At 61.1% G+C, this 24,686-nt stretch carries 24 protein-coding genes; 12 read left to right on the top strand and 12 right to left on the bottom strand.

Annotated elements, in window-relative coordinates:
* Nucleotides 1-163 precede the first annotated feature (163 nt).
* Together deoC and DSM14862_RS02185 are read left to right on the top strand one after the other, a co-directional pair.
* Nucleotides 164-1,177 (top strand): deoxyribose-phosphate aldolase, encoded by a 1,014-nt coding sequence (deoC, locus tag DSM14862_RS02190; protein ID WP_007118773.1) that lies wholly within the window; start codon nt 164-166, stop codon nt 1,175-1,177.
* A 44-nt stretch (nt 1,178-1,221) separates the two neighbouring features.
* Nucleotides 1,222-3,567 (top strand): aldehyde dehydrogenase family protein, encoded by a 2,346-nt coding sequence (locus tag DSM14862_RS02185; protein WP_007118772.1) that lies wholly within the window; start codon nt 1,222-1,224, stop codon nt 3,565-3,567.
* A 57-nt stretch (nt 3,568-3,624) separates the two neighbouring features.
* Here the strand turns inward: DSM14862_RS02185 and DSM14862_RS02180 are convergent, their stop codons facing one another.
* From DSM14862_RS02180 to DSM14862_RS02155, 6 genes are all read right to left on the bottom strand, one after another.
* Nucleotides 3,625-4,947, bottom strand: coding sequence for a M16 family metallopeptidase (locus tag DSM14862_RS02180; protein WP_007118771.1), 1,323 nt, complete (start codon nt 4,945-4,947; stop codon nt 3,625-3,627).
* Nucleotides 4,944-6,290, bottom strand: coding sequence for a M16 family metallopeptidase (locus tag DSM14862_RS02175; protein ID WP_040700466.1), 1,347 nt, complete (start codon nt 6,288-6,290; stop codon nt 4,944-4,946). The genes DSM14862_RS02180 and DSM14862_RS02175 overlap by 4 nt, the downstream gene beginning before the upstream one ends.
* A 64-nt stretch (nt 6,291-6,354) precedes the next feature.
* On the bottom strand, nt 6,355-6,870 hold the full coding sequence (locus DSM14862_RS02170; protein WP_007118769.1) for a DUF3035 domain-containing protein: 516 nt from the start codon (nt 6,868-6,870) through the stop codon (nt 6,355-6,357).
* A 51-nt stretch (nt 6,871-6,921) separates the two neighbouring features.
* Nucleotides 6,922-7,410 carry a signal peptidase II gene (gene lspA / locus DSM14862_RS02165; RefSeq protein WP_007118768.1) on the bottom strand — a complete coding sequence of 163 codons (489 nt, stop codon included), beginning with the start codon at nt 7,408-7,410 and terminating at the stop codon, nt 6,922-6,924.
* 15 nt (nt 7,411-7,425) lie between these two features.
* Entirely contained in the window at nt 7,426-9,012 is a 1,587-nt protein-coding gene (purH, locus tag DSM14862_RS02160) for a bifunctional phosphoribosylaminoimidazolecarboxamide formyltransferase/IMP cyclohydrolase (protein WP_007118767.1), read from the bottom strand.
* A gap of 16 nt (nt 9,013-9,028) precedes the next feature.
* On the bottom strand, nt 9,029-10,777 hold the full coding sequence (locus DSM14862_RS02155) for a heparinase II/III family protein (RefSeq protein WP_040700464.1): 1,749 nt from the start codon (nt 10,775-10,777) through the stop codon (nt 9,029-9,031).
* Nucleotides 10,778-10,944: 167 nt separating this feature from the next.
* On the opposite strand from DSM14862_RS02155, the gene DSM14862_RS02150 reads away from it, so the two are divergent.
* Nucleotides 10,945-11,694, top strand: a complete 750-nt coding sequence (locus DSM14862_RS02150) for a phosphate/phosphite/phosphonate ABC transporter substrate-binding protein (RefSeq protein WP_007118765.1) — start codon at nt 10,945-10,947, stop codon at nt 11,692-11,694.
* A 3-nt stretch (nt 11,695-11,697) separates the two neighbouring features.
* On the opposite strand, the gene DSM14862_RS02145 is transcribed toward DSM14862_RS02150, so the two are convergent.
* Nucleotides 11,698-12,969 carry an RsmB/NOP family class I SAM-dependent RNA methyltransferase gene (locus DSM14862_RS02145; protein ID WP_007118764.1) on the bottom strand — a complete coding sequence of 424 codons (1,272 nt, stop codon included), beginning with the start codon at nt 12,967-12,969 and terminating at the stop codon, nt 11,698-11,700.
* A 96-nt stretch (nt 12,970-13,065) separates the two neighbouring features.
* On the opposite strand from DSM14862_RS02145, the gene DSM14862_RS02140 reads away from it, so the two are divergent.
* Nucleotides 13,066-13,368 (top strand): DUF1674 domain-containing protein, encoded by a 303-nt coding sequence (locus tag DSM14862_RS02140; protein WP_040700462.1) that lies wholly within the window; start codon nt 13,066-13,068, stop codon nt 13,366-13,368.
* Between the two features lie 6 nt (nt 13,369-13,374).
* On the opposite strand, the gene DSM14862_RS02135 is transcribed toward DSM14862_RS02140, so the two are convergent.
* Nucleotides 13,375-13,734, bottom strand: coding sequence for a hypothetical protein (locus DSM14862_RS02135; RefSeq protein ID WP_007118762.1), 360 nt, complete (start codon nt 13,732-13,734; stop codon nt 13,375-13,377).
* Nucleotides 13,735-13,811: 77 nt separating this feature from the next.
* Nucleotides 13,812-14,630 (bottom strand): 4-hydroxy-tetrahydrodipicolinate reductase, encoded by an 819-nt coding sequence (dapB, locus tag DSM14862_RS02130; protein WP_007118761.1) that lies wholly within the window; start codon nt 14,628-14,630, stop codon nt 13,812-13,814.
* Nucleotides 14,631-14,726: 96 nt separating this feature from the next.
* On the opposite strand from dapB, the gene rbfA reads away from it, so the two are divergent.
* The 8 genes from rbfA (at nt 14,727) to DSM14862_RS02090 (ending at nt 22,018) form a co-directional block, all read left to right on the top strand.
* On the top strand, nt 14,727-15,158 hold the full coding sequence (gene rbfA / locus DSM14862_RS02125; RefSeq protein WP_050770335.1) for a 30S ribosome-binding factor RbfA: 432 nt from the start codon (nt 14,727-14,729) through the stop codon (nt 15,156-15,158).
* Nucleotides 15,155-15,901 (top strand): phosphodiester glycosidase family protein, encoded by a 747-nt coding sequence (locus DSM14862_RS02120; protein ID WP_007118759.1) that lies wholly within the window; start codon nt 15,155-15,157, stop codon nt 15,899-15,901. The genes rbfA and DSM14862_RS02120 overlap by 4 nt, the downstream gene beginning before the upstream one ends.
* 78 nt (nt 15,902-15,979) lie before the next feature.
* Nucleotides 15,980-16,906, top strand: coding sequence for a tRNA pseudouridine(55) synthase TruB (gene truB / locus DSM14862_RS02115; protein ID WP_007118758.1), 927 nt, complete (start codon nt 15,980-15,982; stop codon nt 16,904-16,906).
* Nucleotides 16,907-17,422, top strand: coding sequence for a DUF1643 domain-containing protein (locus DSM14862_RS02110; RefSeq protein ID WP_007118757.1), 516 nt, complete (start codon nt 16,907-16,909; stop codon nt 17,420-17,422). It abuts the gene before it with no gap.
* Between the two features lie 113 nt (nt 17,423-17,535).
* Nucleotides 17,536-18,474, top strand: a complete 939-nt coding sequence (locus DSM14862_RS02105; protein ID WP_243254301.1) for a calcium-binding protein — start codon at nt 17,536-17,538, stop codon at nt 18,472-18,474.
* A 168-nt stretch (nt 18,475-18,642) separates the two neighbouring features.
* On the top strand, nt 18,643-18,912 hold the full coding sequence (gene rpsO / locus DSM14862_RS02100; protein WP_007118755.1) for a 30S ribosomal protein S15: 270 nt from the start codon (nt 18,643-18,645) through the stop codon (nt 18,910-18,912).
* A gap of 279 nt (nt 18,913-19,191) precedes the next feature.
* A complete protein-coding gene (gene pnp, locus DSM14862_RS02095) occupies nt 19,192-21,327 on the top strand; it encodes a polyribonucleotide nucleotidyltransferase (RefSeq protein WP_007118754.1) in 2,136 nt (711 codons plus the stop codon).
* Nucleotides 21,290-22,018, top strand: coding sequence for a sulfotransferase family 2 domain-containing protein (locus DSM14862_RS02090; RefSeq protein ID WP_131541666.1), 729 nt, complete (start codon nt 21,290-21,292; stop codon nt 22,016-22,018). Before pnp ends, DSM14862_RS02090 begins: the two co-directional genes overlap by 38 nt.
* Here DSM14862_RS02090 and DSM14862_RS02085 read toward each other — a convergent pair.
* The 3 genes from DSM14862_RS02085 to DSM14862_RS02075 form a co-directional block, all read right to left on the bottom strand.
* Nucleotides 22,000-23,133 carry a capsular polysaccharide export protein, LipB/KpsS family gene (locus DSM14862_RS02085; RefSeq protein ID WP_007118751.1) on the bottom strand — a complete coding sequence of 378 codons (1,134 nt, stop codon included), beginning with the start codon at nt 23,131-23,133 and terminating at the stop codon, nt 22,000-22,002. The two genes, DSM14862_RS02090 and DSM14862_RS02085, sit on opposite strands and share 19 nt — an antisense overlap.
* A gap of 53 nt (nt 23,134-23,186) precedes the next feature.
* Nucleotides 23,187-23,840 (bottom strand): peroxiredoxin, encoded by a 654-nt coding sequence (locus DSM14862_RS02080; protein ID WP_007118750.1) that lies wholly within the window; start codon nt 23,838-23,840, stop codon nt 23,187-23,189.
* Between the two features lie 183 nt (nt 23,841-24,023).
* The gene (locus DSM14862_RS02075) at nt 24,024-24,671 is read right to left on the bottom strand and encodes an RluA family pseudouridine synthase (protein WP_007118749.1); all 648 of its coding nucleotides are present in this window, start codon (nt 24,669-24,671) and stop codon (nt 24,024-24,026) included.
* Between the last annotated feature and the right edge of the window lie 15 nt (nt 24,672-24,686).

Genomic DNA, 24,686 nt, shown 5'->3' with positions numbered 1-24,686 from the left:
AGAACGATTCTCAATTAAGTCAACAGTTGCGAATGGTTCTCATTAACAATTGCAGCATTTCGCTTAGTTTTGAGGCATTCCCCAAGTGACGCGGGGTTAGCGTCGCTTGCCTTGCCCTCGGCCTCATGCCATTTTGCCTGCCTGACCAAACCGGAGAGACCCGATGGCCACCCAAACGACCCCGCAGGAAAGCGACACAGAAACCGGCACACCCGGCCATCTGCCGCAGGTGACTGAACAGCGCGTTGAGCCTATGCCGCTTGATATGGATTGGCTGCGCTCTGTGCAGGCGAACACCTCGGCGATTGAGCGCCGTGCCGCCGCCCTGCCCGCGCGCCGTTCGCTGAAAAAAGCGCATCAGGCCGCTTGGCTGCTGCGCGCTGTGACCTGTATCGACCTGACGACCCTGTCGGGCGATGACACCGCGCGCCGGGTTGAGCGGCTTTGCGCCAAGGCCCGCCAACCGATTGCGCCGGATCTGCTTGATGCGCTTGGCATGGCACCGATCACTACCGGCGCGGTTTGCGTTTATCACGAGATGATCCCCGCCGCGCGCAAAGCGCTGGAAGGGACGAATATCCCCATCGCCGCCGTCTCTACCGGCTTTCCGGCAGGCCTGTCGCCGCTGGAACTGCGTATCCGAGAGATTGAGATGAGTGTGGAAGAAGGGGCCAGCGAGATCGACATCGTGATCTCGCGCCGCCATGTGCTTTCGGGCGATTGGCAGGCGCTTTACGACGAAATGCGCGCCTTCCGTGAGGCCTGCGGGGAGGCCCATGTAAAAGCGATCCTTGCCACCGGCGAATTGGGCTCGTTGCGCAATGTCGCACGCGCGTCGCTGGTTTGCATGATGGCCGGGGCGGACTTCATCAAGACTTCCACCGGCAAGGAAAGCGTCAACGCCACGCTGCCTGTCAGCCTCGTGATGATCCGCGCGATCCGTGAGTATTATGAGCGTACCGGGGTGCGGGTGGGCTATAAGCCTGCTGGCGGCATCTCGAAAGCCAAGGATGCGATCACCTATCTGGCCTTGATGAAGGAAGAGCTGGGCGACCGTTGGTTGCAGCCTGATCTGTTCCGCTTTGGCGCGTCCTCGCTCTTGGGCGATATCGAGCGGCAGTTGGAGCATCATGTGACCGGAAATTATTCGGCGGGCTACCGCCACGCGACCTCCTGAGCCTGTTGCAGGCTTCGGGACGGTATTTGGAAAAGGATGAAGGCATGAGCGTGTCCGAGATTTTTGAGAGCATGGAATACGGGCCAGCCCCGGAATCGGCGGCAGATGCGCTGGCGTGGATCGTGGATCAGGGCGGGCGTTTTGGTCATTTCATTGATGGCGCTTTCACCGCGCCGGGAGCGGGTTTCGACAGCACCAACCCGGCCACGGGCGAGGTTTTGGCCAGCCTGACGCAGGCGACGCAGGGTGATGTTGATAGCGCGGTGAAGGCCGCGCGAAAGGCGCAGCCGAAGTGGGAGAAGCTGGGCGGCCATGGCCGGGCGCGGCATATCTATGCGCTGGCGCGGTTGCTGCAAAAGCATGCGCGGCTGTTTGCAGTGTTGGAGGTGTTAGACAACGGCAAGCCGATCCGCGAGGCGCGCGATATCGATGTGCCCTTGGCGCAGCGACATTTCTATTATCACGCGGGCATGGCGCAGTTGATGGAAAGCGAACTGCCCGATGCGCAGGCGCTTGGCGTGTGTGGGCAGATCATTCCGTGGAACTTCCCGCTGTTGATGCTGGCGTGGAAGATCGCTCCGGCGCTGGCGATGGGCAATACTGTCGTGTTGAAGCCTGCTGAGTATACATCGCTGACGGCGTTGTTGTTTGCAGATATCTGCCGTCAGGCTGGGTTGCCGAAGGGTGTCGTTAACATCGTCACCGGCGATGGGGCAGTTGGCGAGATGATTGTCACCCATGAGGATATCGACAAGATCGCCTTTACCGGCTCTACCGCCGTGGGCCGCCGCATTCGTGAGGCGACGGCAGGTTCGGGCAAGGCGCTGACTTTGGAGTTGGGTGGAAAATCGCCTTACATCGTCTTTGATGACGCCGATCTTGATAGTGCGATCGAAGGGTTGGTTGACGCGATTTGGTTCAATCAGGGGCAGGTCTGCTGTGCGGGCTCGCGCCTTTTGGTGCATGAGCCGGTGGCTGATCGTTTCTATGCCAAGCTGCGCACGCGGATGGAGAAGCTGCGCATTGGCGATCCGCTGGACAAGAGCGTTGACGTTGGTGCGCTGGTGGACCCGGTGCAATACAAGCGCGTGAGCGAGATGGTGGAGGCGAATACTGCGGGTGAGCGTTTTGTGACGCCGGGCGCGATGCCGGAGAATGGGTGTTTCTATCCGCCGACGCTGATCACCGGGTTGAACCCCGCCGACACGCTGATGCAGGAAGAGATTTTTGGGCCGGTATTGGTCTCGACCACCTTCCGCACGCCTAGCGAGGCCGTGCAATTAGCCAATAACACGCGCTACGGGCTGGCGGCGACGGTCTGGACCGAGAATGTGAACCTGGCGCTTGATATTGCGCCACAGTTGGAGACCGGGATCGTCTGGGTCAACGGCACCAATATGATGGACGCCGCCGCCGGCTTCGGTGGCAAGCGCGAGAGTGGCTTTGGCCGTGAGGGCGGTTGGGAAGGTCTGGCGGGCTATACGAAGCCAAAGGTTTCCGGCAAGCCGCTGAAAGAGATTGAGCCCTTCACTGGCGAAGGCGCACCGGAAGACGGGATTGACCGTACAGCGAAGCTTTATATTGGGGGCAAGCAAGCGCGGCCCGATGGCGGCTATTCCGCACCGGTCTGGGGCAAGTCTGGTGGGCTGTTGGGGCATGTAAGCCTTGCCAGCCGCAAGGATGTCCGCAACGCGGTCGAAGCGGCGCATGCGGCGAAGGGCTGGTCAAAGACCACTGGCCATCTGCGGGCGCAGATCCTCTACTACATTGCTGAGAACCTCTCTGCGCGGGGTGATGAATTTGCCGCGCGGCTTGATGCGATGCAGGGGACGAAGACGGGCCGCAAGGAAGTCGACGCCGCGATTGACCGGCTCTTCACCTATGCCGCATGGGCCGACAAATACGACGGTCAAGTGCACGGCGTGCCGATCCGGGGTGTGGCGCTGGCGATGAAGGAACCTGTGGGCGTGATCGGGGCGCTCTGCCCGGCTGAGGCACCGCTCTTGGGGTTGGTCGCTTGCATGGCGCCAGCGATTGCCATGGGCAACCGGGTGATCCTGTCGGCGAGCGAGCCCTTCCCGCTGGCGGCGACTGATTTCGTGCAGGTGCTTGAGACATCGGACGTGCCTGCCGGGGTGGTCAATATCCTGACCGGACCGCAGGCCGATTTGGCCGAGCCGATGGCGCGGCATATGGATATTGATGCGGTTTGGTGCTTTGGCGCGGCGGAACTGTCTGGCGTGGTTGAGAAAGGGGCAGCGAGCAATATCAAGCGCACTTGGGTCAACCACGGTATGGCGCGCGATTGGTTCGGGGCCGAGGGCGCGGGGCGCGAATTCCTGCAAGCCGCGACCGAGGTTAAGAACATCTGGGTGCCTTACGGCGAATAAGCCCTGACGCCCGAGACAAGTTGAAAGCGCCGCCCCTTTTCGGGAGCGGCGCTTTTTTCATTCCTGCGGTGAGGTGGAAGCCTCAAGCCCCTCGGGCTGGCCGACCACGACGAAGTGCAGGTTTTCCGGGTCCAGCAGATCAGCCGCTACACGTTTGACATCCGCCAGCGTCACGGCCTCAACCTTGTCGTTGCGGGTGGCGATATAGTCGGTCGGCAGGTCGAGCATCTGCATACCGACGAGGATATTGGCAATCGGGCTATTTCCGTCAAAACGCAGCGGATAGGCGCCGGTGATATAGGTCTTGGCGGCTTCCAGTTCCTCTTGGGTAATGCCTTCGGCAGCGGCTTTGGCCCATTCGGCGCGGATCACGTCAATCGCCTCACCGATACGGTCATTGGCCGAACTGACGGAGCCGAGATAGGTCTCAGCCAGATCGCGCGGGGCGAGGTAGGAATAGACACCGTAGGTCAGGCCGCGCTTCTCACGCACCTCAGTCATCAGCCGGGATTCGAAACCGCCACCGCCGAGAACGTGGTTCAGCACCGTGGCGGTAAACCAATCGGGATCATCCTGCGCAAGGCCCGGCTGACCAAAGATCGCGACAGATTGCGGCGTAGCGAAATCGACCAGCGTGGTGCCGGCTGGAATATCGACTTCGGCGCGGGAAGGCATCGGCGCCCCTTTGGCAGGCAGATCGCCCAGCAGGGTGTCGAGCAGCTCACCCAGTTCTTCGGGCGTGATGTCCCCCACCGCACCCACATAGATACGGTCACGGGCCAGCACAGCGCTCTGGGCCGCGATCAGATCGTCGCGGGTTAGCCCGGCCACGGTCTCCAACGTACCGTTCAGGGAGCTGCCGTAGGGGTGGTCGCCAAAAGCGACCTTGTCAAAGGTCTCGCGGGCGATCTCATTCGGGTCTTTCTGGTTCGACTGGATGTTTGAGATCACCTGACCGCGCACACGCTCAACTGCGTCTTCGTCAAAGCGCGGCTCCAACAGCGCGGCGCGCAGCAACTCGATGGAAGCGTCGCGGTTCTCGGTCAGGAAACGGGCGGAGACGGAGAGCGCATCATCTGACACGTCAAAGCTGAGACTCGTGGCCAGTGCTTCGGTCTCGCGGCTAAAGGCACGCGCGTCCATGTCGCCTGCGCCCTCTTCCAGAAGGCCTGTCATCAGATTGATCGCGCCGCGTTTGCCGGGGGCGTCCAGCGAAGCGCCACCGCGGAAACGGATTTCCAAAGCGACGAAGGGGATCGAATGCTCTTCGACCAACCAAGCGGTGATGCCGCCGGGGCTGGTGACGGGCTGAATGTCGACTTCGGCTCGGGCGGGGAGTGCCGCAACTACCGTCAGGATCAGGGCGTAGATCAGTCTCATTGCGCGTCCTCCTTCATCAGCCAACCGGTGACCGATGCGCGTTTGTCGAACAGGTCGCGGGCGGCCTGCATGATGTCTTCGGCGGTGACGGCTTGCAGCACATCGGGCCAGTCCTGCACGTCTTCGACGGTCAGGCCGATGGCAAGGGCCGAGCCGTAGCGATTTGCCACACGATCTGCATCGTCGCGGGCGTAGATCTGATCGGCGCGCAACTGTGATTTGAGGCGCTCAAGGTGTTCTGGGTCCACCCCGGCTTCCATGAACTGCACCAGCACCTCGTCCAGCGCCTCTTCAGCTTGCTGAAGGCTGACGCCGGGCACGGGCAGCACGACGAGGTCGAAGGTCGTGTCGTCCAGCGTATCGGCCTTGTAGAAGGCGCCGGTGTAGTTGGCGATCTGCTCATCGAATTGCAGCTTTTCGGCAAGGTAAGACGTGGTACCGCCGCCGAGCAACTCGCTTAGCAACAGCAGTGCTGCCGCTTCCTCTTGGGCACCGCTGTCACGCTCTTGGGCGAGGTACGAGCGGCGCACATAGGGTTGAGCCACCCGGGGGTCTTTGTAGATCAACCGACGTTCGGCGATTTGCGGCGGCTCTGCGGTGCGCAGGCGTTCCGGCAATTCGGGGTTGGCGGGGATTTGGCCGTAGGTGGCTTCGGCCAGGACGCGCACTTCCTCTGGTGTCACATCGCCCGAGACCACGAGGATCGCGTTGTTGGGCGAATAGTAGAGCTCATAGAAAGACAGCGCATCTTCGAGGTCCAACTCCTCCATCTCATGTTTCCAGCCGATGATCGGCACGCCGTAGCGGTGGTTGAGATATTGCGCGGCGTTGAGCTGTTCGCTGAACAGCGCGGCGGGGTTGTTCTCGGTCCGCTGGTTGCGCTCTTCCAAAATCACATCGCGTTCGGTTTCGATGTTTTTGGGGGTCAGGCGGATGTTTTTCATCCGGTCGGCCTCCATCTCCATCATCAGGCCGAGGCGGTCAGCGGCGACGCGCTGGAAATAGGCGGTGTAGTCGTAGCTGGTGAAGGCATTGTCGCGCCCACCGTTGGCGGCCACGGTCGCGGAAAACTCGCCCGACTCCAGCTTGTCCGTCGCCTTGAAAAGCAAGTGTTCAAGAAAGTGCGCCACCCCGGATGACCCTTTGGGTTCATCAGCCGATCCCGCGCGGTACCAGACCATTTGCTGCACGACCGGGGCGCGGTGGTCTTCGACGACCACGACCTCCATGCCGTTATCGAGGGTGAAATGGGTTACCGCCTCATTCTCATTATCGCGCGCCTGCGCGGAGGGGGCTGTGAAGAGCGTCGCCACCAGGGCCGCCATCATCGGCAGTCGGATCATTGCTTACCTCGAAATATATCGCCTCCCGCATTACCTACGCGGTCTGGCGCTACTTTCAAGAAGCCTAGCGAAAACGTGTGTCTTCTTGCGGCGGGTAAGAGGGCGTGCGCCCGCCCGCATTTCGCCAACGCTCTGCCTCGCTATAGGCGTCGAGGGTTTGGCGCTGGTAGGCTTGGCTATAGCGATCCACGGGCACGATGCGGAACTGGGTGAACCGCCCTTTGCGCTTGCGGAATTCCGCATCAGATTGGGCCAGCGTGGCCCGAATGCCGGGTTGCACGCCCATTCGGCCCGTATGTTGGACCAGCGCGGCGTCCCCAGCGGGGATTGCGGTAGACGTGTCCAGACGCCCGCCAAATGCCGCCACACCTTCGGCCACCGCCGACCGGTCGGTCAGGTTCGCCTGCCCCGGCGCGGGGGTCGGCAGTGCATTCAAATTATCTGGGCGTTCCAGCGGCTTGACCGGCTGGATCAGGAACTCATCCGGCCCTTCAGAAACAGGCTGCAAGTCGCGAAGGCCCTGATTGCTGCAGGCGGCGAGGGCCAGCGGGATCAAGCTGATGAGGGCAATGCGGCGCATGGTGTCTCCTTTCGGGGTCTAGCTCTCAATATCGCAGGCGAGCGGGCAATGTCACTGACCTTTTTTGCCCCGGCGCTTGGGCGCGGTGTTCGGCTCTCCGGTAAAGAGGATCAGGCCCAAAGCGCCGGCAAAAATAAAGACATCGGCAAGGTTGTAGACGAATGGATTATTCAGGCCGCAGCAGGAGTTGTTCAGGAAATCCAGCACATAGCCATAGATCAGCCGATCGGCCACATTCGCCAAGGCCCCGCCGACCAGCAAGCCGCCGCCCAGCTGCGCCCAGCGCCCATGCGGGCTGCGCCAAAGCCAGAGGGTGACGCCCGCGCAGATCGCCAGCGCCACCGCTATCAGCACCCATTGGCTCATGTCGCCACCAAGGCCAAAGTTGATGCCCCGGTTTTCGCCGTAGCGGAAATTCAGCACCGGGGGCAGCACGTCGATAGAGCGGATGCGTGCCAGCTCCATCATGTGAATGACCACATATTTGCTGATCTGGTCGATCATAAAGGCCACAAAGGCCGCGATGCCGAATGTCCGCATGGTGCTGCCCTTCGCTTAGTGCCGGAAGTGGCGCATGTTGGTGAAGACCATGGCAAGGCCCGCTTCATCCGCTGCAGCGATCACTTCATCGTCCCGCATTGAGCCACCCGGCTGGATCAGCGCCGTCGCCCCAGCCTCTGCCGCCGTGATCAGACCGTCCGCGAAGGGGAAGAACGCATCGGAGGCCACGACCGACCCTTGGGTCAGCGGCGCGTCGATGTCCATCACCTCGGCCATGTCTTGGGCCTTGCGCGCGGCGATGCGCGTGCTGTCCACCCGGCTCATCTGGCCTGCGCCGACACCAACGGTGGCGCCGTCTTTGACATAGATGATCGCATTGGATTTGACGTGTTTCGCCACAGTCCAAGCAAAGAGCATGTCGTCGAGCTCTTGATCCGAAGGCTTGCGCTTGGTCACGACCTTCAGATCATCGCGGCTGACGCGGCCCACGTCCTTGTCCTGCACCAAAAAGCCGCCCGAAACCTGACGCACGGCCAGTGCAGCGGCGGCAGGGTCGGCCAGACCTTCGGTGGTCAACAGACGCAGGTTTTTCTTGGCCGCAAAGATACGCTTGGCATCCTCATCCGCGCCGGGGGCGATGACAACTTCGGTGAAGATCGCGGCGATGGCTTCCGCGGTGGGGCCGTCAAGCGGCTGGTTCAGCGCGATGATGCCGCCAAATGCTGAGGTGCGGTCACAATCAAAGGCGCGTTTGTAGGCCTCCAGCATCGTTTCACCCCGTGCCACGCCGCAGGGGTTGGCGTGTTTGATGATCGCGCAGGCGGGGCCGTCCTTCGGGTCAAACTCGCTGACCAGCGCAAAGGCCGCGTCGGTGTCGTTAATGTTGTTGTAGGACAGTTCCTTGCCCTGATGCTGCACGGCGTTGGCCAGACCGGGCGCGGTGGAGCCGTCGGTGTAGAAAGCCGCCTGCTGGTGCGGGTTTTCGCCATAGCGCAGGGTCTGGGCCAACGTACCGCCAAAAGTGCGGCGGCGCGGGGTGCCTGCGACCTGTTCGGCCATCCATGTGCTAACGGCAGTGTCATAGGCGGCGGTGCGGGCATAGGCAGTCTGGGCCAAGCGCTGGCGCAGGGCGTAAGATGTCTGGCCGTCGTTGGCCTCCATCTCAGCGATGACTTCGGCGTAGTCTTCGACATCGACCACCACATTGACGAAACCGTGGTTCTTGGCCGCAGACCGGATCATTGCAGGGCCGCCAATGTCAATATTCTCGATGACTTCAGCGTATTCCGCGCCTTTGGCGACGGTTTCCTCGAACGGGTAGAGGTTCACCACAACCAGATCGATCGCGCCGATGTTATGCTCGTTCATCGCGCCGACATGTTCATCATTATCGCGCAGGGCCAGAAGGCCACCGTGCACCACCGGGTGCAGCGTCTTTACCCGCCCGTCCATCATCTCGGGGAAGCCCGTTATATCGGCCACATCCAGCACCTTTAACCCCGCCTCGCGCAGTGCGCGTGCCGTGCCGCCGGTGCTGAGCAGTTCGACGCCCCGCGCCGCCAGCGCCTTGCCAAGGTCCAAAAGACCGGTCTTGTCAGATACGGAAAGCAGGGCGCGTTTGATGGGATAGAGGTCGGGCATGGGGCTGGTTCCTTGGTCAGTCTTCATCAGCATAGGGATCGTCGATCGACAAATCTCGCACGCCAATCGCAGTTTCCTGCGCTTTGGACAAGGACCAGCGCACCCGTGTGGCATAGTTCATGGCGTATCCGGTCAGCACAATCTGCTGCGCTGCACGCGGTTTTAGGCGGGTTGCCTCAAGGTAAACCCCTGGTTCCAATGACAGATTATGCGTGCCGTCATGGCGAAACACCCAAATCTCACCGCTTTTCAGCGCCATGGAGATTGCAGCCCCGCCAAGGTCGACCGTAGCATCGACATCCGGGTGCAGGTGAAAACGAATATCAAAGGGCACGCCTTTAAGCCGCGTGGCATCCAACATCTTGTCAAACCGCCGCTTCTCCGCATCCTCTATCGCCAGCAGCATATCCTCTCCCGACAGACCGCGCCCGTCGGAGGTGAGCTCAAGCCGCCGCGCGTGGGTCAGTCCGTGACTGCGCAGATAGGCGTCGTGGCCCCCATCAAAGCGCAGGCCGTCAGACTCTTCTGCAATCTCCACCGGTACATGACGCGGGCCGTTGATCAGCGCCTCCTCCCCGCTATGACGGTCGGGTTCGGCCAGCCGCGCGCTGGAGTGGCCGACCAGCGACAGGGCCGAATGCGACGGTGTAGCGCGCCCCGCCCGGCGCCACTCCAACCCAAATGACGCGCCATTGCCGCAGTTCACCACCAAAGGCCGCCGCCCCGAGGTGAGCTCAAACGCCAGTGTGGACGCATGGGCATTGGCAGAGGCCGCGCCGCTCGGCGGGGCCGCCGCATCTACGATCACGCTGGTGCGCCCCGCCGACAGCCTTGCATAGCCCATGGCCAGGCCATCGGGCTGCCGCGTTTTGACTTTGGCCGCCGCCAGAGCGTGGTCCAGCCAACCTTCCATGCCGCGCCCACCGCCGTGAAACCGCGCCAGCGCCCCATCCGCATGGCGCAGGCTGCGCAGGGTGGGCGCGATACGCTCGATCGCGGTCAGGTGTTCTTTGGGCGTGCTGCGGCCCGCATCGCTGAGCGCAGCTGCGGCCCATGTCAGCAGGGTAAAAACGACGAGCAGTTCTTCGGGGTTGCGGGTGGGCAGGCCGCCCTCGGCGTCGATCTGACTGGCACATTCGCGCGCCAGTGCCTTGATCGCTGGGTCGGCCAGTTCCTCCAGCCCCTCTAGCGAGAGGCCCGCGTAGATCAGCCCGGTCAGCGCTTCGAACCGCGGCAGGCCCGGGGCGGAGGCATTCCAGCGCTTTGACAGAAATCGGGTCTGCTGCTCCAGCGCGCGGTAAAACGCATCGCTCTGCTCGGCTTCTGCCCCCCGCAACATGAAAAGCGCGTGGTTGATCCAGCGGATCAGCCGCCGCCCCGTTAAGGCCGGGGTCCAGCCCGGCCCCTGCCCACGGCCAAAGCGGTCAATCCAGCCCCAAAGCCACTCCTGCGCCGCCGCCCGCGCCCGTGCGTCGCCCACGGCGGCAAGGTCATCCAGCCATGCAAAGCCATGCAATTCAGCTGCGAAGGCAGGGTCGGGAGAGGGCAACTCCCACATAGCGGTCTGCGGTGCGGTCAGCAGGCTGCCTGCAAAGAGGTAATTGCCTGCCATCAACTGCCGCCCCCGCGCGAAAGAGCCAATTGTGCGGGGCTCAGGCGACGAGGTGAAGCCGACCACCCGCCCTCGGCCACGGGTCGCGCGCCAAGCGTGCCAACGGTTCAAAAACCGTGCCCTTCGGGCCATGACGCTGGAAAGATTAGTCATATCAAGCTGCCCCTGACGCTCTGATGGCGTTTGGCGACAGCATAGCCACCGCGCCGCAATGAGTCACCGGATTTTCCCTCACTGTCGGGCAATAGGCGGGGAACGGTCCCTTGCCAGCGCGGGTGGCCGCTGCCTAAACAAGAACACCTAACCGGAGCGCGCCTTGAATGATTGCCAGCCTGATGATGTACCTGCGCCCGGAGACTGCTGAGGCAACGGCGCGGTATTGGGCGTTGATCCGAGACGAACTCGCCACGCGCGGCATCGCGGCCCCTAAGGAATTGAGCAATGAGGTCGAGGAGTTCGCGGTTTGGAAGGCGGAAGGCCTGATCCTCTCGCAAACCTGCGGGATGCCTTACCGCCTGTGGCTGCACGACTGTGTCACGCTGATCGGCACACCTGTGTTTGGCGTCGAAGGCTGCCCGTCGGGGTATTACAACAGCGTTTTTGTCGTCCGCGCCGATGATCCCCGTGAAACAATTTCTGATTTTCGCACGGCGCGCTTTGCTTACAACCAGACATTCTCGCAATCCGGCTATGCCGCCCCCTATGCGCATTGCATGGCGGAGGGATTCTGGTTTGAGGATCGCTCGCAAAGCCACGGGCACCGGAACTCAGCCCAAACCGTCGCCGAAGGGCGCGCGGATATTGCAGCACTTGATGCGGTGTCGTGGCGGTTGATCCAGCGATATGACGCTTTCGCGGATCGCCTGCGGGTGTTGGACAGCACACAAGCTACGCCGTGCCTGCCCTATATCGCGGCAGCCGGCGCGGATCGCGCGGCGACATTCGCCGCCCTGCGCGACGCCATCACCCAGCTCACGCCAAAAGATGCTGATACGCTAGGACTGCGCGGTTTGATGGATATCCCTAAAGCCGCATATCTCGCCGTGCCCTCACCGCCACCGGGGGCGTGACGCTCAGCCTTTGCGCAGGCAGGCGATATAGAACCCGTCCATCCCGCCTTTGTCGGCCCAGAAATCAGGCCGCAGGCGTAGGCCGCCTTCTTCGGTGATCCACGCCGCCTCGACCCCGGCCACGTCCAACGCGGCGCGGTCGACCGTCATGTCACCATGCCGCTCTAGCGCCTCGTCGACCTGCACTTCGCCTTCATCGGGCAGCAGGCTACAGGTGCAGAACACCAACCGCCCGCCGGGTTTGAGCAGGCTCCACGCGTGGTCGATCAGCTCTGACTGCAACTCGATAAGGTCACCAAATTCCGATCCGTCCTTGGCGTGGGGCAGATCTGGGTGGCGGCGGATGGTGCCAGTGGCAGAGCACGGCGCATCCAGCAGGATCGCGTCAAACTCGCCCTGCACAGCACGCGCATCTTTGGTGAGCGTCTTAGCCTTGAGGCCCACGCGGGTCAGGTTTTCCTTCACCCGCTGCATACGGGGATGCGATTGGTCAACGGCGGTGACTTCAGCGCCCGCAGCGGCAAGCTGCATGGTCTTGCCCCCCGGCGCGGCGCAAAGGTCCAGCACACGTTCGCCCTCTTTAGGCGCCAGCACCCGGACCGGAATCGCGGCAGCGGCATCCTGCACCCACCAGTCGCCTTCCGCAAAGCCGGGCATGGCAGAGACCTGACCGGCGTTCATCACGCGCACCGATCCCGTGGGCAGGAGCGTACCGCCTACGGCCTCGGCCAAAGCACTCGCATCGCCCTTGGCGGTTAGATCAAGCGGTGCGCCAGCAAAATGCGCCTCTTCCATCGCGGCGATGGCGTCCGTGCCCCAAGCCTCTGCCAGCGGACCACGCAGCCATTTGGGCAAGCGCGGCGCGCGCAGGGCGTCCCATGCCTCCGGTCCCTGTGCCGCGATCTTGCGCAGCACCGCGTTGGTCAGCCCTTTGAGATGGCTCAGCGTGCGGTGTTGCGAGACGAGGTTCACCATCGCATTCACGACCCCATGCGCCGCGCCGCCCTGACACAACTCCACCGTGCCGACGCGCAGCACATTGCGCACCGTCAGCGGCGGGGCCTTTTGCAGGTGCTTTTGCAACAGCCGGTCGGCGCGTTCCAACCCGCGCAGGGTGTCCTGCGCCAAACGTTGCGCACGGGCGCGATCATCAGGGGGCAGCTTGTCCAGCGCGCCAGATGCCAAAAGCTCGGACATCAGCCGCGGCTCATCGTCCAAGATCATATCCAGCAGATATACTGCGCTTCTGCGGGCCTGAACGCCTGTGTCTGCCATGATCTTATCCTATCTGGGTCTACGTCTGGGGTTGCCGGGTTGTCTGGGCCAGCGCACGACGTATATCAAGGGAGAACTTGGCTCAAGAGGACCATGATGACCGATCAACGCCCCATTCCCGACAGTAAACCCGGCCCTGATCCAACTCCAAGCCCCGCGCCGGACCTGCCGCCGCAGCCAAAACCGGGGCCAAAGCCCATGCCGGATACGCCGCATGATCCGACCCCGACCCCCGGCCCCGACCTGCCAGCCGCCGCTCAACGCGCGCTGGCCGAAGCCGCTGCGCGCCGTAAGGCCGAAGCAGCGCTCGACCTGCCCGCTGAACTGGGCGGGCGCGATGGGCCAGAGCCTGTGCGCTATGGCGATTGGGAGAAAAAGGGCATCGCTGTCGATTTCTGAACCGCCTTAGCGCAGATTCAGCACCGCCGACTCGCCGGTGCCTTTGTCAGAGGTGAAGCGGATTTTCGCACCGTCGCGCGTGACGACTTGGCAATTATAGCCCATATCCTTGCCGCCCCAGACCAATGTGCGGCAGAAATAGCCGTTTTCCCATGTCCATGTGCCAACAACCTCCCAAACCGCGCCTTTGCCAGAAATGGCCCCGCCGGAGGTTACGCGCAGATCGACGAGCGGGCGGGTTAGTCTTTTCCCGTTCACAGCCTCCACGAAGTCCGACTTGCTTTGAATACGCGCGTATTCTGCCGCTGCCGGCATCGCGCTCAACGCCAATACCGCTGTCGCGGCTAGTGCAAAAATGGACCTCATCGAAACCTCCCTTCAGTGAATTGCCTGCGGCATTCACGTAGCCTGCGAAGGTAAAGTTTCAGCTAAACTGCGTCTTGCTAGGTTTTGAGGCCCAGCACATCCAGCATGTCATATTCGCCGGGCGCCTGCCCCTGCCCCCAAAGCGCTGCCTTAAGCGCGCCCCGCGCAAAGAGCGCTCGGTCTGACGCGATGTGGCGCAGGATGATCCGTTCGCCCGCTGCGGCGAACATCACGTCATGTTCGCCCACGATATCGCCACCCCGGATCGCGGTGAAACCGATGTCGCCCTTTTCCCGCGCGCCGGTGATTCCGTCGCGGCCCCGGTCGGAGACGTCGGCCAGCTTCACGCCGCGCCCCTCGGCGGCGGCTTCGCCCAGCATCAAAGCGGTGCCGGAAGGTGCGTCAACCTTCTGGTTGTGATGCGATTCGATGATTTCAATGTCGTAATCCGCGTCCAGCGCTGCCGCGACCTGACGGGTCAGCTGCGTCAGCAGGTTCACCCCAAGGCTCATATTACCCGCGCGGATGATGATCGCCCCCTGTTCGGCCGCCGGGGCAAGCTGCGCAATCTCATCGTCGCTCATCCCCGTGGTGCCGATCACATGCACGATCCCAGCCTTCGCGGCCGCGGCGGCAAAGGCGATCGTGGCCTGCGGCGCGGTAAAGTCGATGACGGCCTGCACTTTGGCAAAAGCCTCTGCGGCGTCGTCGGTGACGGTCACGCCCGACGCGGTGCCACCCATCGCTTCGCCGATGTCACGACCAACCCAATCATGGCCCGCCCGCTCAACCGCTGCCGCCAGATGCATTTTATCGCTGGAGGTGATCTCACGGATCAACATTTGGCCCATGCGGCCAGAGGCGCCGGTGACGGCAATGCCGGGGGTCTTTGTCATACTCGGTCTCCTGCGGTTCTGGCCGTGATTGGCCCTGCTCGTTTAGCCCGTCGCGGACCGCTTGGCAAAGTGCAACCGAAGCCTTAGATGGGGGTCATGGCAAAGAACAACCTTCATGAGGGCTCCGGCCCGACGCAACGACAACTCCGCGTGGGCGAAACCGTCCGCCGCGCCTTGTCTGATGTCCTCGCACGTGGTGACGTGCATGACACCGACCTTAATCGGCTGTCGATCACCGTGGGAGAAGTGCGCATGTCGCCCGACCTCAAGATCGCCACGGCCTATGTTCTGCCGCTCGGCGGTGAAGGTCAGGACGAGGTGCTCAAACTGCTGGCGCGGAACAAGAACGAGCTGCGCCGACAGGTGGCCAAAAAGCTCACGCTGAAGTTTTCCCCTGATCTGCGCTTCCAACTGGATCGCACATTCGACCAGATGGACGACACCCGCCGGATGATGAACCAAGATGTTGTACGCCGCGATGCGGATGCACCGGATGATGATGCAACAGATGGCGCAGCGGATCAGTGATCCGCGCCGGTCTGATTGCATTGGCGCTGATCGCGCTGAAGGGCACGCCTGCGGACGCTGCCGAATGCCGCAACATCACGTTTGACGGCAGTTCCTATACCGTTTGCGAAGTTGATCTGGACCGCGACGATCTGCGCCTGTTCCTCAACGATGACGCAGGTGCGCCCTATGGGTTCTTCGGCTCGCTTGATGAAGCGCTGAAAGCGCAAGGCCTCCGGCTCGGCTTTGCCATGAACGCAGGCATGTACCACGAAGACCGCTCCCCCGTGGGCCATTACGTTGAAGAAGGTGTTGAGAAACGCGGCGTGATCGACAATGCAGGGCCGGGCAACTTTGGCTTGCTGCCGAACGGTGTCTTCTGCCTGCGCGACGGCCGCGCCGATGTGATTGAGACCAAGCGCTTTCTTAGGAATCGGCCCGCCTGCCGCTTCGCCACGCAATCTGGCCCGATGCTGGTGATTGATGGTGCCCTACACCCGCGGTTTCTACCCAACAGCACCTCGCGCTATATCCGCAACGGGGTAGGCACCAGCGCCGACGGGAAACGCGCGGTCTTTGCAATTTCCAACGATGTCGTGACGTTCCATGAATTTGCTCGGCTCTACCGCGATGAGCTAGACCTGCCCAACGCGCTGTATTTTGACGGCAATATCTCGCGCCTGCGCGCGCCGGGTTTACGTCGCACGGGTGCAGGGTTCACCACGCTGGGGCCAATCATCGGCGTCGTCACGCCTGCAAAGTGACTTTTCCCCAGCTCTAGGGCTGGGCAGCGGCGCGCGGCTCCGTTAGAGGGCAGCACCACACACGCGAAGGGGCAAGACATGGCACGCAAACGCAAGGGTCGCGATATTTCCGGCTGGCTGGTTGTAGATAAACCCGCTGGACCGACATCGACCGCCGTGGTCAACAAGGTCCGCTGGGCGCTTGAAGCGAAAAAGGCAGGCCACGCGGGCACGCTGGACCCTGAAGCCACCGGCGTTCTGGCCATCGCCTTGGGCGAAGCGACCAAGACCGTGCCCTACATCACTGACGCGCTCAAAGCTTATGAGTTTACCGTGCGTTTGGGGATTTCCACCAACACCGACGACGCCGAGGGCGAGGTCATCGGCACTTCCGACCTGCGCCCCGACGATGCGGCGATTAAGGATGCGCTGAGCGATTTCATCGGGGACATCCAACAAGTCCCGCCACAGTTCTCTGCCGTGAAGATTGACGGTCAGCGCGCCTATAAACGCGCCCGCGACGGCGAAGAGATGGACATCGCCGCGCGTCCGCTCTGGGTGGAAAGCCTGCTGCTGCTCGACCGGCCCGATGCGGATCACGTCACGCTTGAGATGGTCTGCGGCAAGGGCGGCTATGTCCGCTCCATCGCCCGCGATCTGGGGCAAAAACTTGGCTGCCTCGGCCACGTCCGCGAGCTGCGCCGCACATGGTCTGGCCCGTTTGAGGCCTCGAATGCCCTGACACTGGCACAGATCGACGAGATCGCCCGCACGCCAGAACTCGACACGCATCTGCTGCCGCTGGCCGAAGGATTGGTTGAGTTGCCCGAGGTCAAAGCCACCCCCGAAGGCGCGACGCGCCTGCGCAACGGCAACCCCGGCATGGTAATCGCCCATGACGTGGAATACGGCGATGAATGCTGGGCCTCGCTGGACGGTCAGCCCGTCGCCGTGGGCCGCTTCAAAGCAGGCGAGTTGCACCCCAGCCGGGTCTTCAACCTATCTTCGGACACGAACGAGGGCTAAATGGCCCTCATCACCCGCAGCCACACCAAGGGCGATGCGCCCTCAACCGCTGTCTACTCCCCCTGTGAGCTGTATCGCTACAGCCTCACACGGGTCTGGGACAGCGCCGCGCCGCGGGTGATGTTTGTGATGGTGAACCCCTCCACCGCGACCGAGGTGCAGAACGATCCCACAGTTGAGCGTTGCGAGCGCCGCGCGCGGGTGCTGGGCTTTGGCGGTTTCCGGGTGACCAATATCTTTGCATGGCGCGCCACCGATCCGCGCGACATGCGCGCGGCTGTTGACCCCGTCGGCCCCGACAATGACGCCACGCTGGTCGATGGGGCCGGTTGGGCCGACCGGATCATCGCCGCTTGGGGCGTGCATGGTGCGCATCTGGACCGGGGTCTGGCCGTCGCCGCGCGGTTGGCGCAAGGGGATAAACCGCTTTACCACCTTGGCCTCTCCAAAGCCGGCCACCCGCGCCATCCGCTTTACCTGCCCTATACCCAAGAGCCGGTTTTGTGGCAGCCCTAGCGCACTGCGCTGGCAACCACGCGTTAACCATTCTCCGTCTATTCCTTTGATTTTAAAGCCACGCCATGCCCATTTAGGGTCGGGATGGTGTGTGGGGCATCAGGCAATGAACGGTGGAACTGCGGATGCTGTGGCTGGCTGGAATGATGGGACTGATGGCGGTTGGCGCTGTCACATTTGTGGAAATCGAAACACCGGAAGAGGATGACACGCCAGAGGCTGACATCTCGCGCGGCGGCAGCGCTACTTTGGGGGACATCCTTACCGGCAGCGATGACGGCGAGACGGTGCAGGGCGGCAGCGGCAACGATCAGCTTGGCGGCTATGGCGGGAATGATCTGCTCCATGGCGCTGGCGGCGACGATGATCTGCACGGTCAAGACGGCAATGACACGCTGCGCGGCGACGATGGTAACGACAGAATGCACGGCAATGACGGGGATGATGACCTGTTCGGCGGCGCGGGCAACGACAGCCTTTTTGGCCACAATGGCGATGACTTTCTCTATGGCGGCGCGGGCGATGATGCGCTCCAGGGCTCTGCGGGTGATGACTTGCTGAATGGCGACGCAGGAGACGACGCGCTCCAAGGCGGGCTTGGCGATGATGCGCTGCGGGGTGGCAATGGCGAAGATACGCTCTTTGGCGGCTGGGGGGATGACACGCTCACCGGCGCGGATGATGAGCAGAGCCGCGACTACCTTAATGGCGGCGGCGGGGATGACCTGATTGTCGCAGGCGCGCAGGACGTTGTGACGTCAGGCGAAGGTACGGATCAAATTGTTTTGGGGGATTGGATTGCCGAGCAGGGCGCGGCGCAGATCATGGACTATCACGCAGAAGATGATTCGCTTTTGTTTGTCTGGGATGACAGCACCGCCACCGGGTCAGAGCCGCCCCTTTCCATCCTGCCCGATCCCGACCAACCGAACCAGACGCTCGTCCTGCTGGATGACATCATCGTCGCGCGGGTGGCCGGAGATAGTGTCGCGCTGGAAGATATCGCCCTGATCCCGCTCAGCGCGGCCCTTGCACTTGTTCCTGCCGCGTGACGCATGCAACCGCCGTCGCAAAAATCACCCTTTGCCAAAGGCGCAAATTCGCCCTATACGCCCCCATCGCCTGCTGATTCCGTCAGCGGGTGATATCTCCATGGGCCTGAGCTGGACGACATCCCGGCCTGCGCCATCCATTTAAACTCTTTTCGAAAGGAGACCCCGATGTCGATTACTGCTGAAGAAAAAGCAAAAGTCATGAAAGATTTCGGCACCAAAGAAGGCGACACAGGTTCGCCCGAAGTACAGGTTGCCATTCTGACCTCGCGCATCGTCACGTTGACCGAGCACTTCAAGACCCACAAAAAAGACAACCACGGCCGCCGTGGTCTTTTGAAAATGGTCGCGACGCGCCGCAAGCTGCTGGATTACGTTAAGGCCAAAGATGACGCCCGTTATCAGGACCTCATCAAGCGTCTGGGCCTGCGCCGCTAAGCGCACGCCTACCGGGTTTCCCGGTGACAGGACTATTAAAACCTCCCGGCCCACGCCGGGAGGTTTTTTTATGCATGCCGATTGTACGATAGCGCAGCGGAAAGAACCCGCCGCTTGCCGTTCCGCCCCGACAGAACGCTTCCCATTTGCCTTGAAAACATGTATGCCCGCGCAATCTGAAATCCGGCGCGCGGACTCCTGCGCCTGAAAAAGAAGATACCGGAGTCAGGGGCAATACGGCCCCTATGCAATGGCCAATGGGCCAAAAAGGAAACGTAGATGTTTAATGTAACGAAAAAATCGATCCAGTGGGGCGAAGAAACGCTTACACTGGAAACCGGTAAGGTTGCCCGTCAGGCGGACGGGTCGGTGATTGCCACGCTGGGTGAAACCAGCGTTATGGCCAACGTGACGTACGCACGTCAGCAAAAGCCGGGCCAGGATTTCTTCCCCCTGACCGTGCACTACCAAGAAAAATACTATGCCGCCGGTAAAGTACCGGGTGGCTTCTTCAAGCGTGAGGCCCGCCCCACCGAGAAAGAAACACTGACCGCGCGTCTGATCGACCGTCCGATCCGCCCACTCTTTGTCCCCGGCTTCAAAAACGAAGTTCTGGTGATGTGTACCGTGCTGAGCCACGATCTGGTGAACGACCCCGATATGGTCGCGATGATCGCCGCTTCTGCCGCGCTGACCATTTCCGGCGCGCCGTTCCGTGGCCCAATCGCTGGCTGCCGTGTGGGTTATGAGGGTGGCGACTACATCCTGAACCCAACAATCGACGACATGCAGGACCTGCGCTTGAACCCCGAGCAGCGCCTCGATCTGGTTGTCGCCGGCACCAAAGACGCTGTGATGATGGTCGAATCCGAAGCCTATGAGCTGTCGGAAGAGGAAATGCTGGGTGCGGTGAAATTCGCCCACGAGCAGATCCAGCCGGTTATCGACCTGATCATCGATCTGGCCGAAGACGCGGCGAAAGAGCCGTTCGACTTCCAGCCCGACGATTACTCGGACCTGTCTGCTGCTGTTAAAGCTGCCGGTGAAGACGAAATGCGCGCTGCATTCGCCATCGCCGACAAGCAAGAGCGCACCGCCGCTGTTGCCGCTGCTCGCGAGACGATCAAGGGCAAGCTCACCGAAGAACAGCTTGAGGACAAGAACCTCGGCTCCGCGATGAAGGGCCTTGAGGCCAGCATCCTGCGCGGCGACGTGGTGAAAACCGGCAAGCGTATCGACGGTCGTCGCACCGACGAAATCCGCGACATCGTGGCCGAAACCGGCATCCTGCCGCGGACCCACGGTTCGGCGCTGTTCACCCGTGGTGAGACACAGGGTCTCGTCGTGACCACACTGGGGACTGGCGACGATGAGCAATTCATCGACGCGCTGCACGGCAACTTCAAATCGAACTTCCTGCTGCATTATAACTTCCCTCCCTACTCGGTTGGTGAAGTTGGTCGCGTCGGCCCTCCCGGCCGTCGTGAAGTTGGCCACGGTAAGCTTGCTTGGCGTGCCCTGCAGGCCGTTCTGCCCGCAGCCACAGACTTCCCCTACACCATCCGTCTCGTGTCCGAGATCACCGAATCCAACGGCTCCTCGTCGATGGCATCGGTCTGCGGTGGCTCGCTGTCCATGATGGACGCAGGCGTGCCGCTGAAATCGGCTGTGGCCGGTGTTGCAATGGGTCTGATCCTCGAAGATGACGGCTCCTACGCGATCCTGTCGGACATCCTGGGTGACGAAGACCACCTCGGAGACATGGACTTCAAAGTGGCCGGTACCGAAGCGGGCATCACCTCGCTGCAGATGGACATCAAGGTCGCAGGCATCACGCCCGAGATCATGGAAAAAGCCTTGGCTCAGGCCAAAGACGGCCGTATCCACATCCTCGGCGAGATGAACAAAGCGCTTTCGGGTGCTTCTGACTTCTCCGTCCACGCCCCACGCATCGAGACCATGCAGATCCCCACCGACAAGATCCGTGAAGTGATCGGTTCCGGCGGTAAGGTGATCCGCGAGATCGTCGAAGTCTCCGGCGCCAAGGTCGACATCAACGACGAAGGCATCATCAAGATCGCCAGCGCCAATGGCGACGCCATCAAGAAGGCCTATGACATGATCTATTCGATCGTGGCAGAGCCCGAAGAAGGCGCCGTTTACACCGGCACCGTGGTCAAGATCGTCGATTTCGGCGCTTTCGTGAACTTCTTTGGCAAGCGCGACGGTCTGGTTCACGTGTCCCAGATCGAAAACCGCCGCTTGAACCATCCTTCGGACGTTCTGAAGGAAGGCCAGGAAGTGAAAGTGAAGCTCTTGGGCTTTGACGATCGCGGCAAGGTGCGCCTGTCGATGAAAGTCGTCGATCAGGAAACTGGTGAAGAAGTGTCAAAAGAAGAAGCGGCAGAAGGTTAATCCTTCTCCTGCGCTATTGGCCCCGGCGGTTCATCCGCCGGGGTTTTTCTCGGGGGTTCCTCACACCATGCCAATCTATCCCGCCCTTAACCTTGTCTTCGTGCATGTGCCGAAAACAGCGGGCGGCGCGATAGAAGAGCTGCTGGCGCCGTATAAGGCCCCCGGACGAAAGACGGCGTTCAACCGGCTCGTCGCAAAACTACCCATTAAAAGAGACATCGCACGCGCCTATATTCCGGGCCATGCCACTGCGCTCTATCTCCGCCGCCGTATGGGATTGAAACATTGGGACGCCTACAGCAGTTTTGCAGTGGTGCGAAATCCTTACGATCAGGCCATATCAGCCTATGAATTCGAGCGGCAGAACACCCGTCATCATCGTCACACCCGCAGTGTACGGATGAGTTTCCTCGAGTATGTCAAAGCGCGCGACCTCGGCCAATCTGCCTTTGTCTGCGATCAAAGTGGCCGTGTCATCGTCGACCAGCTTATCAAGTTCGAATGCCTTCATGCAGACCTCGACGCGTTTTTCGCAGACCTGAACATTAAAGAACGCCTGCCCCGTCAAGGCAGCCGCAATACTTCCGACAAAAAGCCCCGCGAAAGCTACCTCACGCCAGAGGTTATCTCCGTCATCAACACCAAGACGCGCGCCGACTTCGGCAATTTCGGCTACGAAATGATGTCCTGACCCGCCCGGCGGCGCAGTTCAAAGGCTAGGTTATCGGGCAAATCGTTATAGCTGCCGTGCAAAAGGTAGCGGTTCCACAAATAGCCTAAAAACTGCTGACGTAGCATCTCGTCTGGCCGAAAGTCCCGGTTCTGCAACGCTTTGTTTAAGGCCGCTGTATCCTGTGCCCGCTGAACAAGCCCTTCGATATTATAACAGGCTTCGCCTAACGTGATCACAGGTTTATCGTGCAGCAGCGCCTCGATCCCCACGGTCGAGTTCAGCGTCATCACAGCGCGCGATTGTTCCAAAAGCTCAGAGGTGATGTTCCCATTCGCAAAGATCACGCGCGGATGCGGCGGCAAATGGTTTTTGACAGAATGTTTGAAAGAGGGGTGTTCTTTAATGACAAATACTTCGTCCGGATTATCCTCGGCTGCTGCGGTCACGACCTCTAAAAAATGCGCCATGTCCCGCACCCATGGGGAGTGTAACGTCACCTGCATGTCTGACGGCACCTGAAAGGGGACAAAGACAAACCCCGGCGCTAGATCAACCTTTTCAAACTGACGCTTGGATGGACGGTTGTTAACCGTCTTCGGCAAGCCTTCAGATGCAAAATCAGCAGCGCGGTAAAATTCCGGAGATCTGGGGATCGAATTTGCACCATTCAGACCCTTGGGGTCAATCTGCAGTGTATTTGGGAAAAACCCACCTTCTACAAAAACACGCGGAAGGGTACGAGAAACAGCCGCCAAAACAGATTCAGGATACGCCGACCCGTTAAAAATAAGCGTACAGTCAGGCACTTGCGCTTCTATCTCTGCCTCAAGCGCCTGTTTCAGCAGCCCCGCTTGCGTCACTTTCACACGTCGATAAATCCCAGCAACGACTTTGTTGGAAAAGATCTGCGGCACACGGATACGCTTCCGGTCAAGGTTGCCTTGCACCAATGCACCAGCCTCAGGATCGGGAGAGACCACCTGCCCAATCAAAGCTCTCACCGCCGCACCCCAGCCACGCCGCGCGGCCAAACTTCGTAAAACCGCGCCCGTACTTGTATTAAATGTGATAATATCCGGCGCGAGCTTTGCATCAAACTCTGCAAGCTGATCGCCATCTAGTTTGAAAAACATAGCTGTTTCATTCCCCGGAAGTAAGGGGCCGCAATGCGGCCCCAATCGCGCCTTCAACCCGGCAGCTTTGCCTTACGCAGATAAGGCAGCACAGTATCAAACGCCCCGAATTTCGCTTTGGCGTCCTCATCCGACACGGTCGCGGGAATAATCACATCCTCGCCAACTTGCCAATCTGCGGGCGTCGCTACTCCGTTCTTCCCGGCCGTCTGCAACCCATCCAACGCGCGCAGAACTTCGGCAAAGTTACGGCCGACATTCATCGGATAGGTCATGCTCAGCTTCAGTTGCTTATCCGGCCCAATGATAAAGACCGACCGCACAGTGGCGCTGTCATTCGGCGTCCGGCCATCGGGCATATAGGCTTCTGCAGGTAGCATATCAAAGGCCTTCGACACCTCCAGCCCCGCGTCAGCGATAATCGGGAAGCCGGCTTTTGTGCCCGCAACCTTCTCAATATCGCCCTTCCACTTTTTATGCTCTTCAACCCCGTCGACACTAATGCCGATCACCTTAGTCCCGCGCTTTTCCCACTCATCGGAAAGCCGCGCCACGGCACCGAATTCGGTCGTGCAAACGGGGGTGAAATCCTTCGGATGGGAAAACAAGATCGCCCAATTGTCACCGACGAACTCATGCAGCGAAAAGCTGCCCTGATCTGTTTCGACTGTAAGGTCGGGAATAGTGTCGTTGATACGCAAGCCCATGATATCCTCCGGGTCAATCTGTGAACAGTTAGCCTAGAGGTAGTCTCAAACCCCGCAGGTTTCACCCCCCCAATACCACAAAGCACAACTTCCCCGCAGCGCCACCGCCCCTATTGCTTTCATCCTTTCTTAAATACCGATCCCACACCCGACACAGATTACAAGGCTGGGCACGGAGCGCTCTCAGAACGGCGCCTTAACCCGCACCTTGGTCGAAGCCCCGCCCTGCGGATGGTTAAACCGCAGCTCTTCACTATGCAGCATCAACCGCGGGTAATCCCGCGCGGGCCCGGTGGCATAGAACGGATCCCCTAGAATCGGATGCCCAAGCGCCAACATATGCACGCGAAGCTGGTGGCTGCGCCCGGTCTTGGGAAACAGCCGCACGCGAGAGGTTTCTCCGTCGGTCTTGATCACCTTCCAATCGGTCTGCGCGGGCTTGCCGGTCTCATGACAGACCATCTGCAGCGGGCGGTTCGGCCAATCGACGATCAGCGGCAGATCGATAGAACCAGATTTCTCTTCCGGCACGCCCCAGACCCGCGCAACATAGGTTTTCCGCGTCATGCGCTTTTCAAACTGCAGCCCAAGGTGGCGTTGCGCATGAGCAGTCATCGCAAAGATCATCACGCCCGAGGTGTCACGATCCAGCCGATGCACCAGCAATGCTTCCGGAAAGACCGCCTGCACCCGCGCGATCAGGCAATCCGCCAGATGCTCACCCTTGCCCGGCACGCTGAGCAGCCCCGCGGGTTTATCGACCAGCAGCACTTCGGCGTCTTCATGCAGAATGACCAGCGGTTCCTGCGGCGGGTTATATTCGCTATCCATAGCTCCCCCTCGCAG

The sequence above is a fragment of the Sulfitobacter indolifex genome, assembly GCF_022788655.1.
GTDB lineage: Bacteria > Pseudomonadota > Alphaproteobacteria > Rhodobacterales > Rhodobacteraceae > Sulfitobacter > Sulfitobacter indolifex.
Note: the sequence above shows the minus strand (reverse complement) of the source record. Positions and strands in the feature narration are given on the sequence as shown.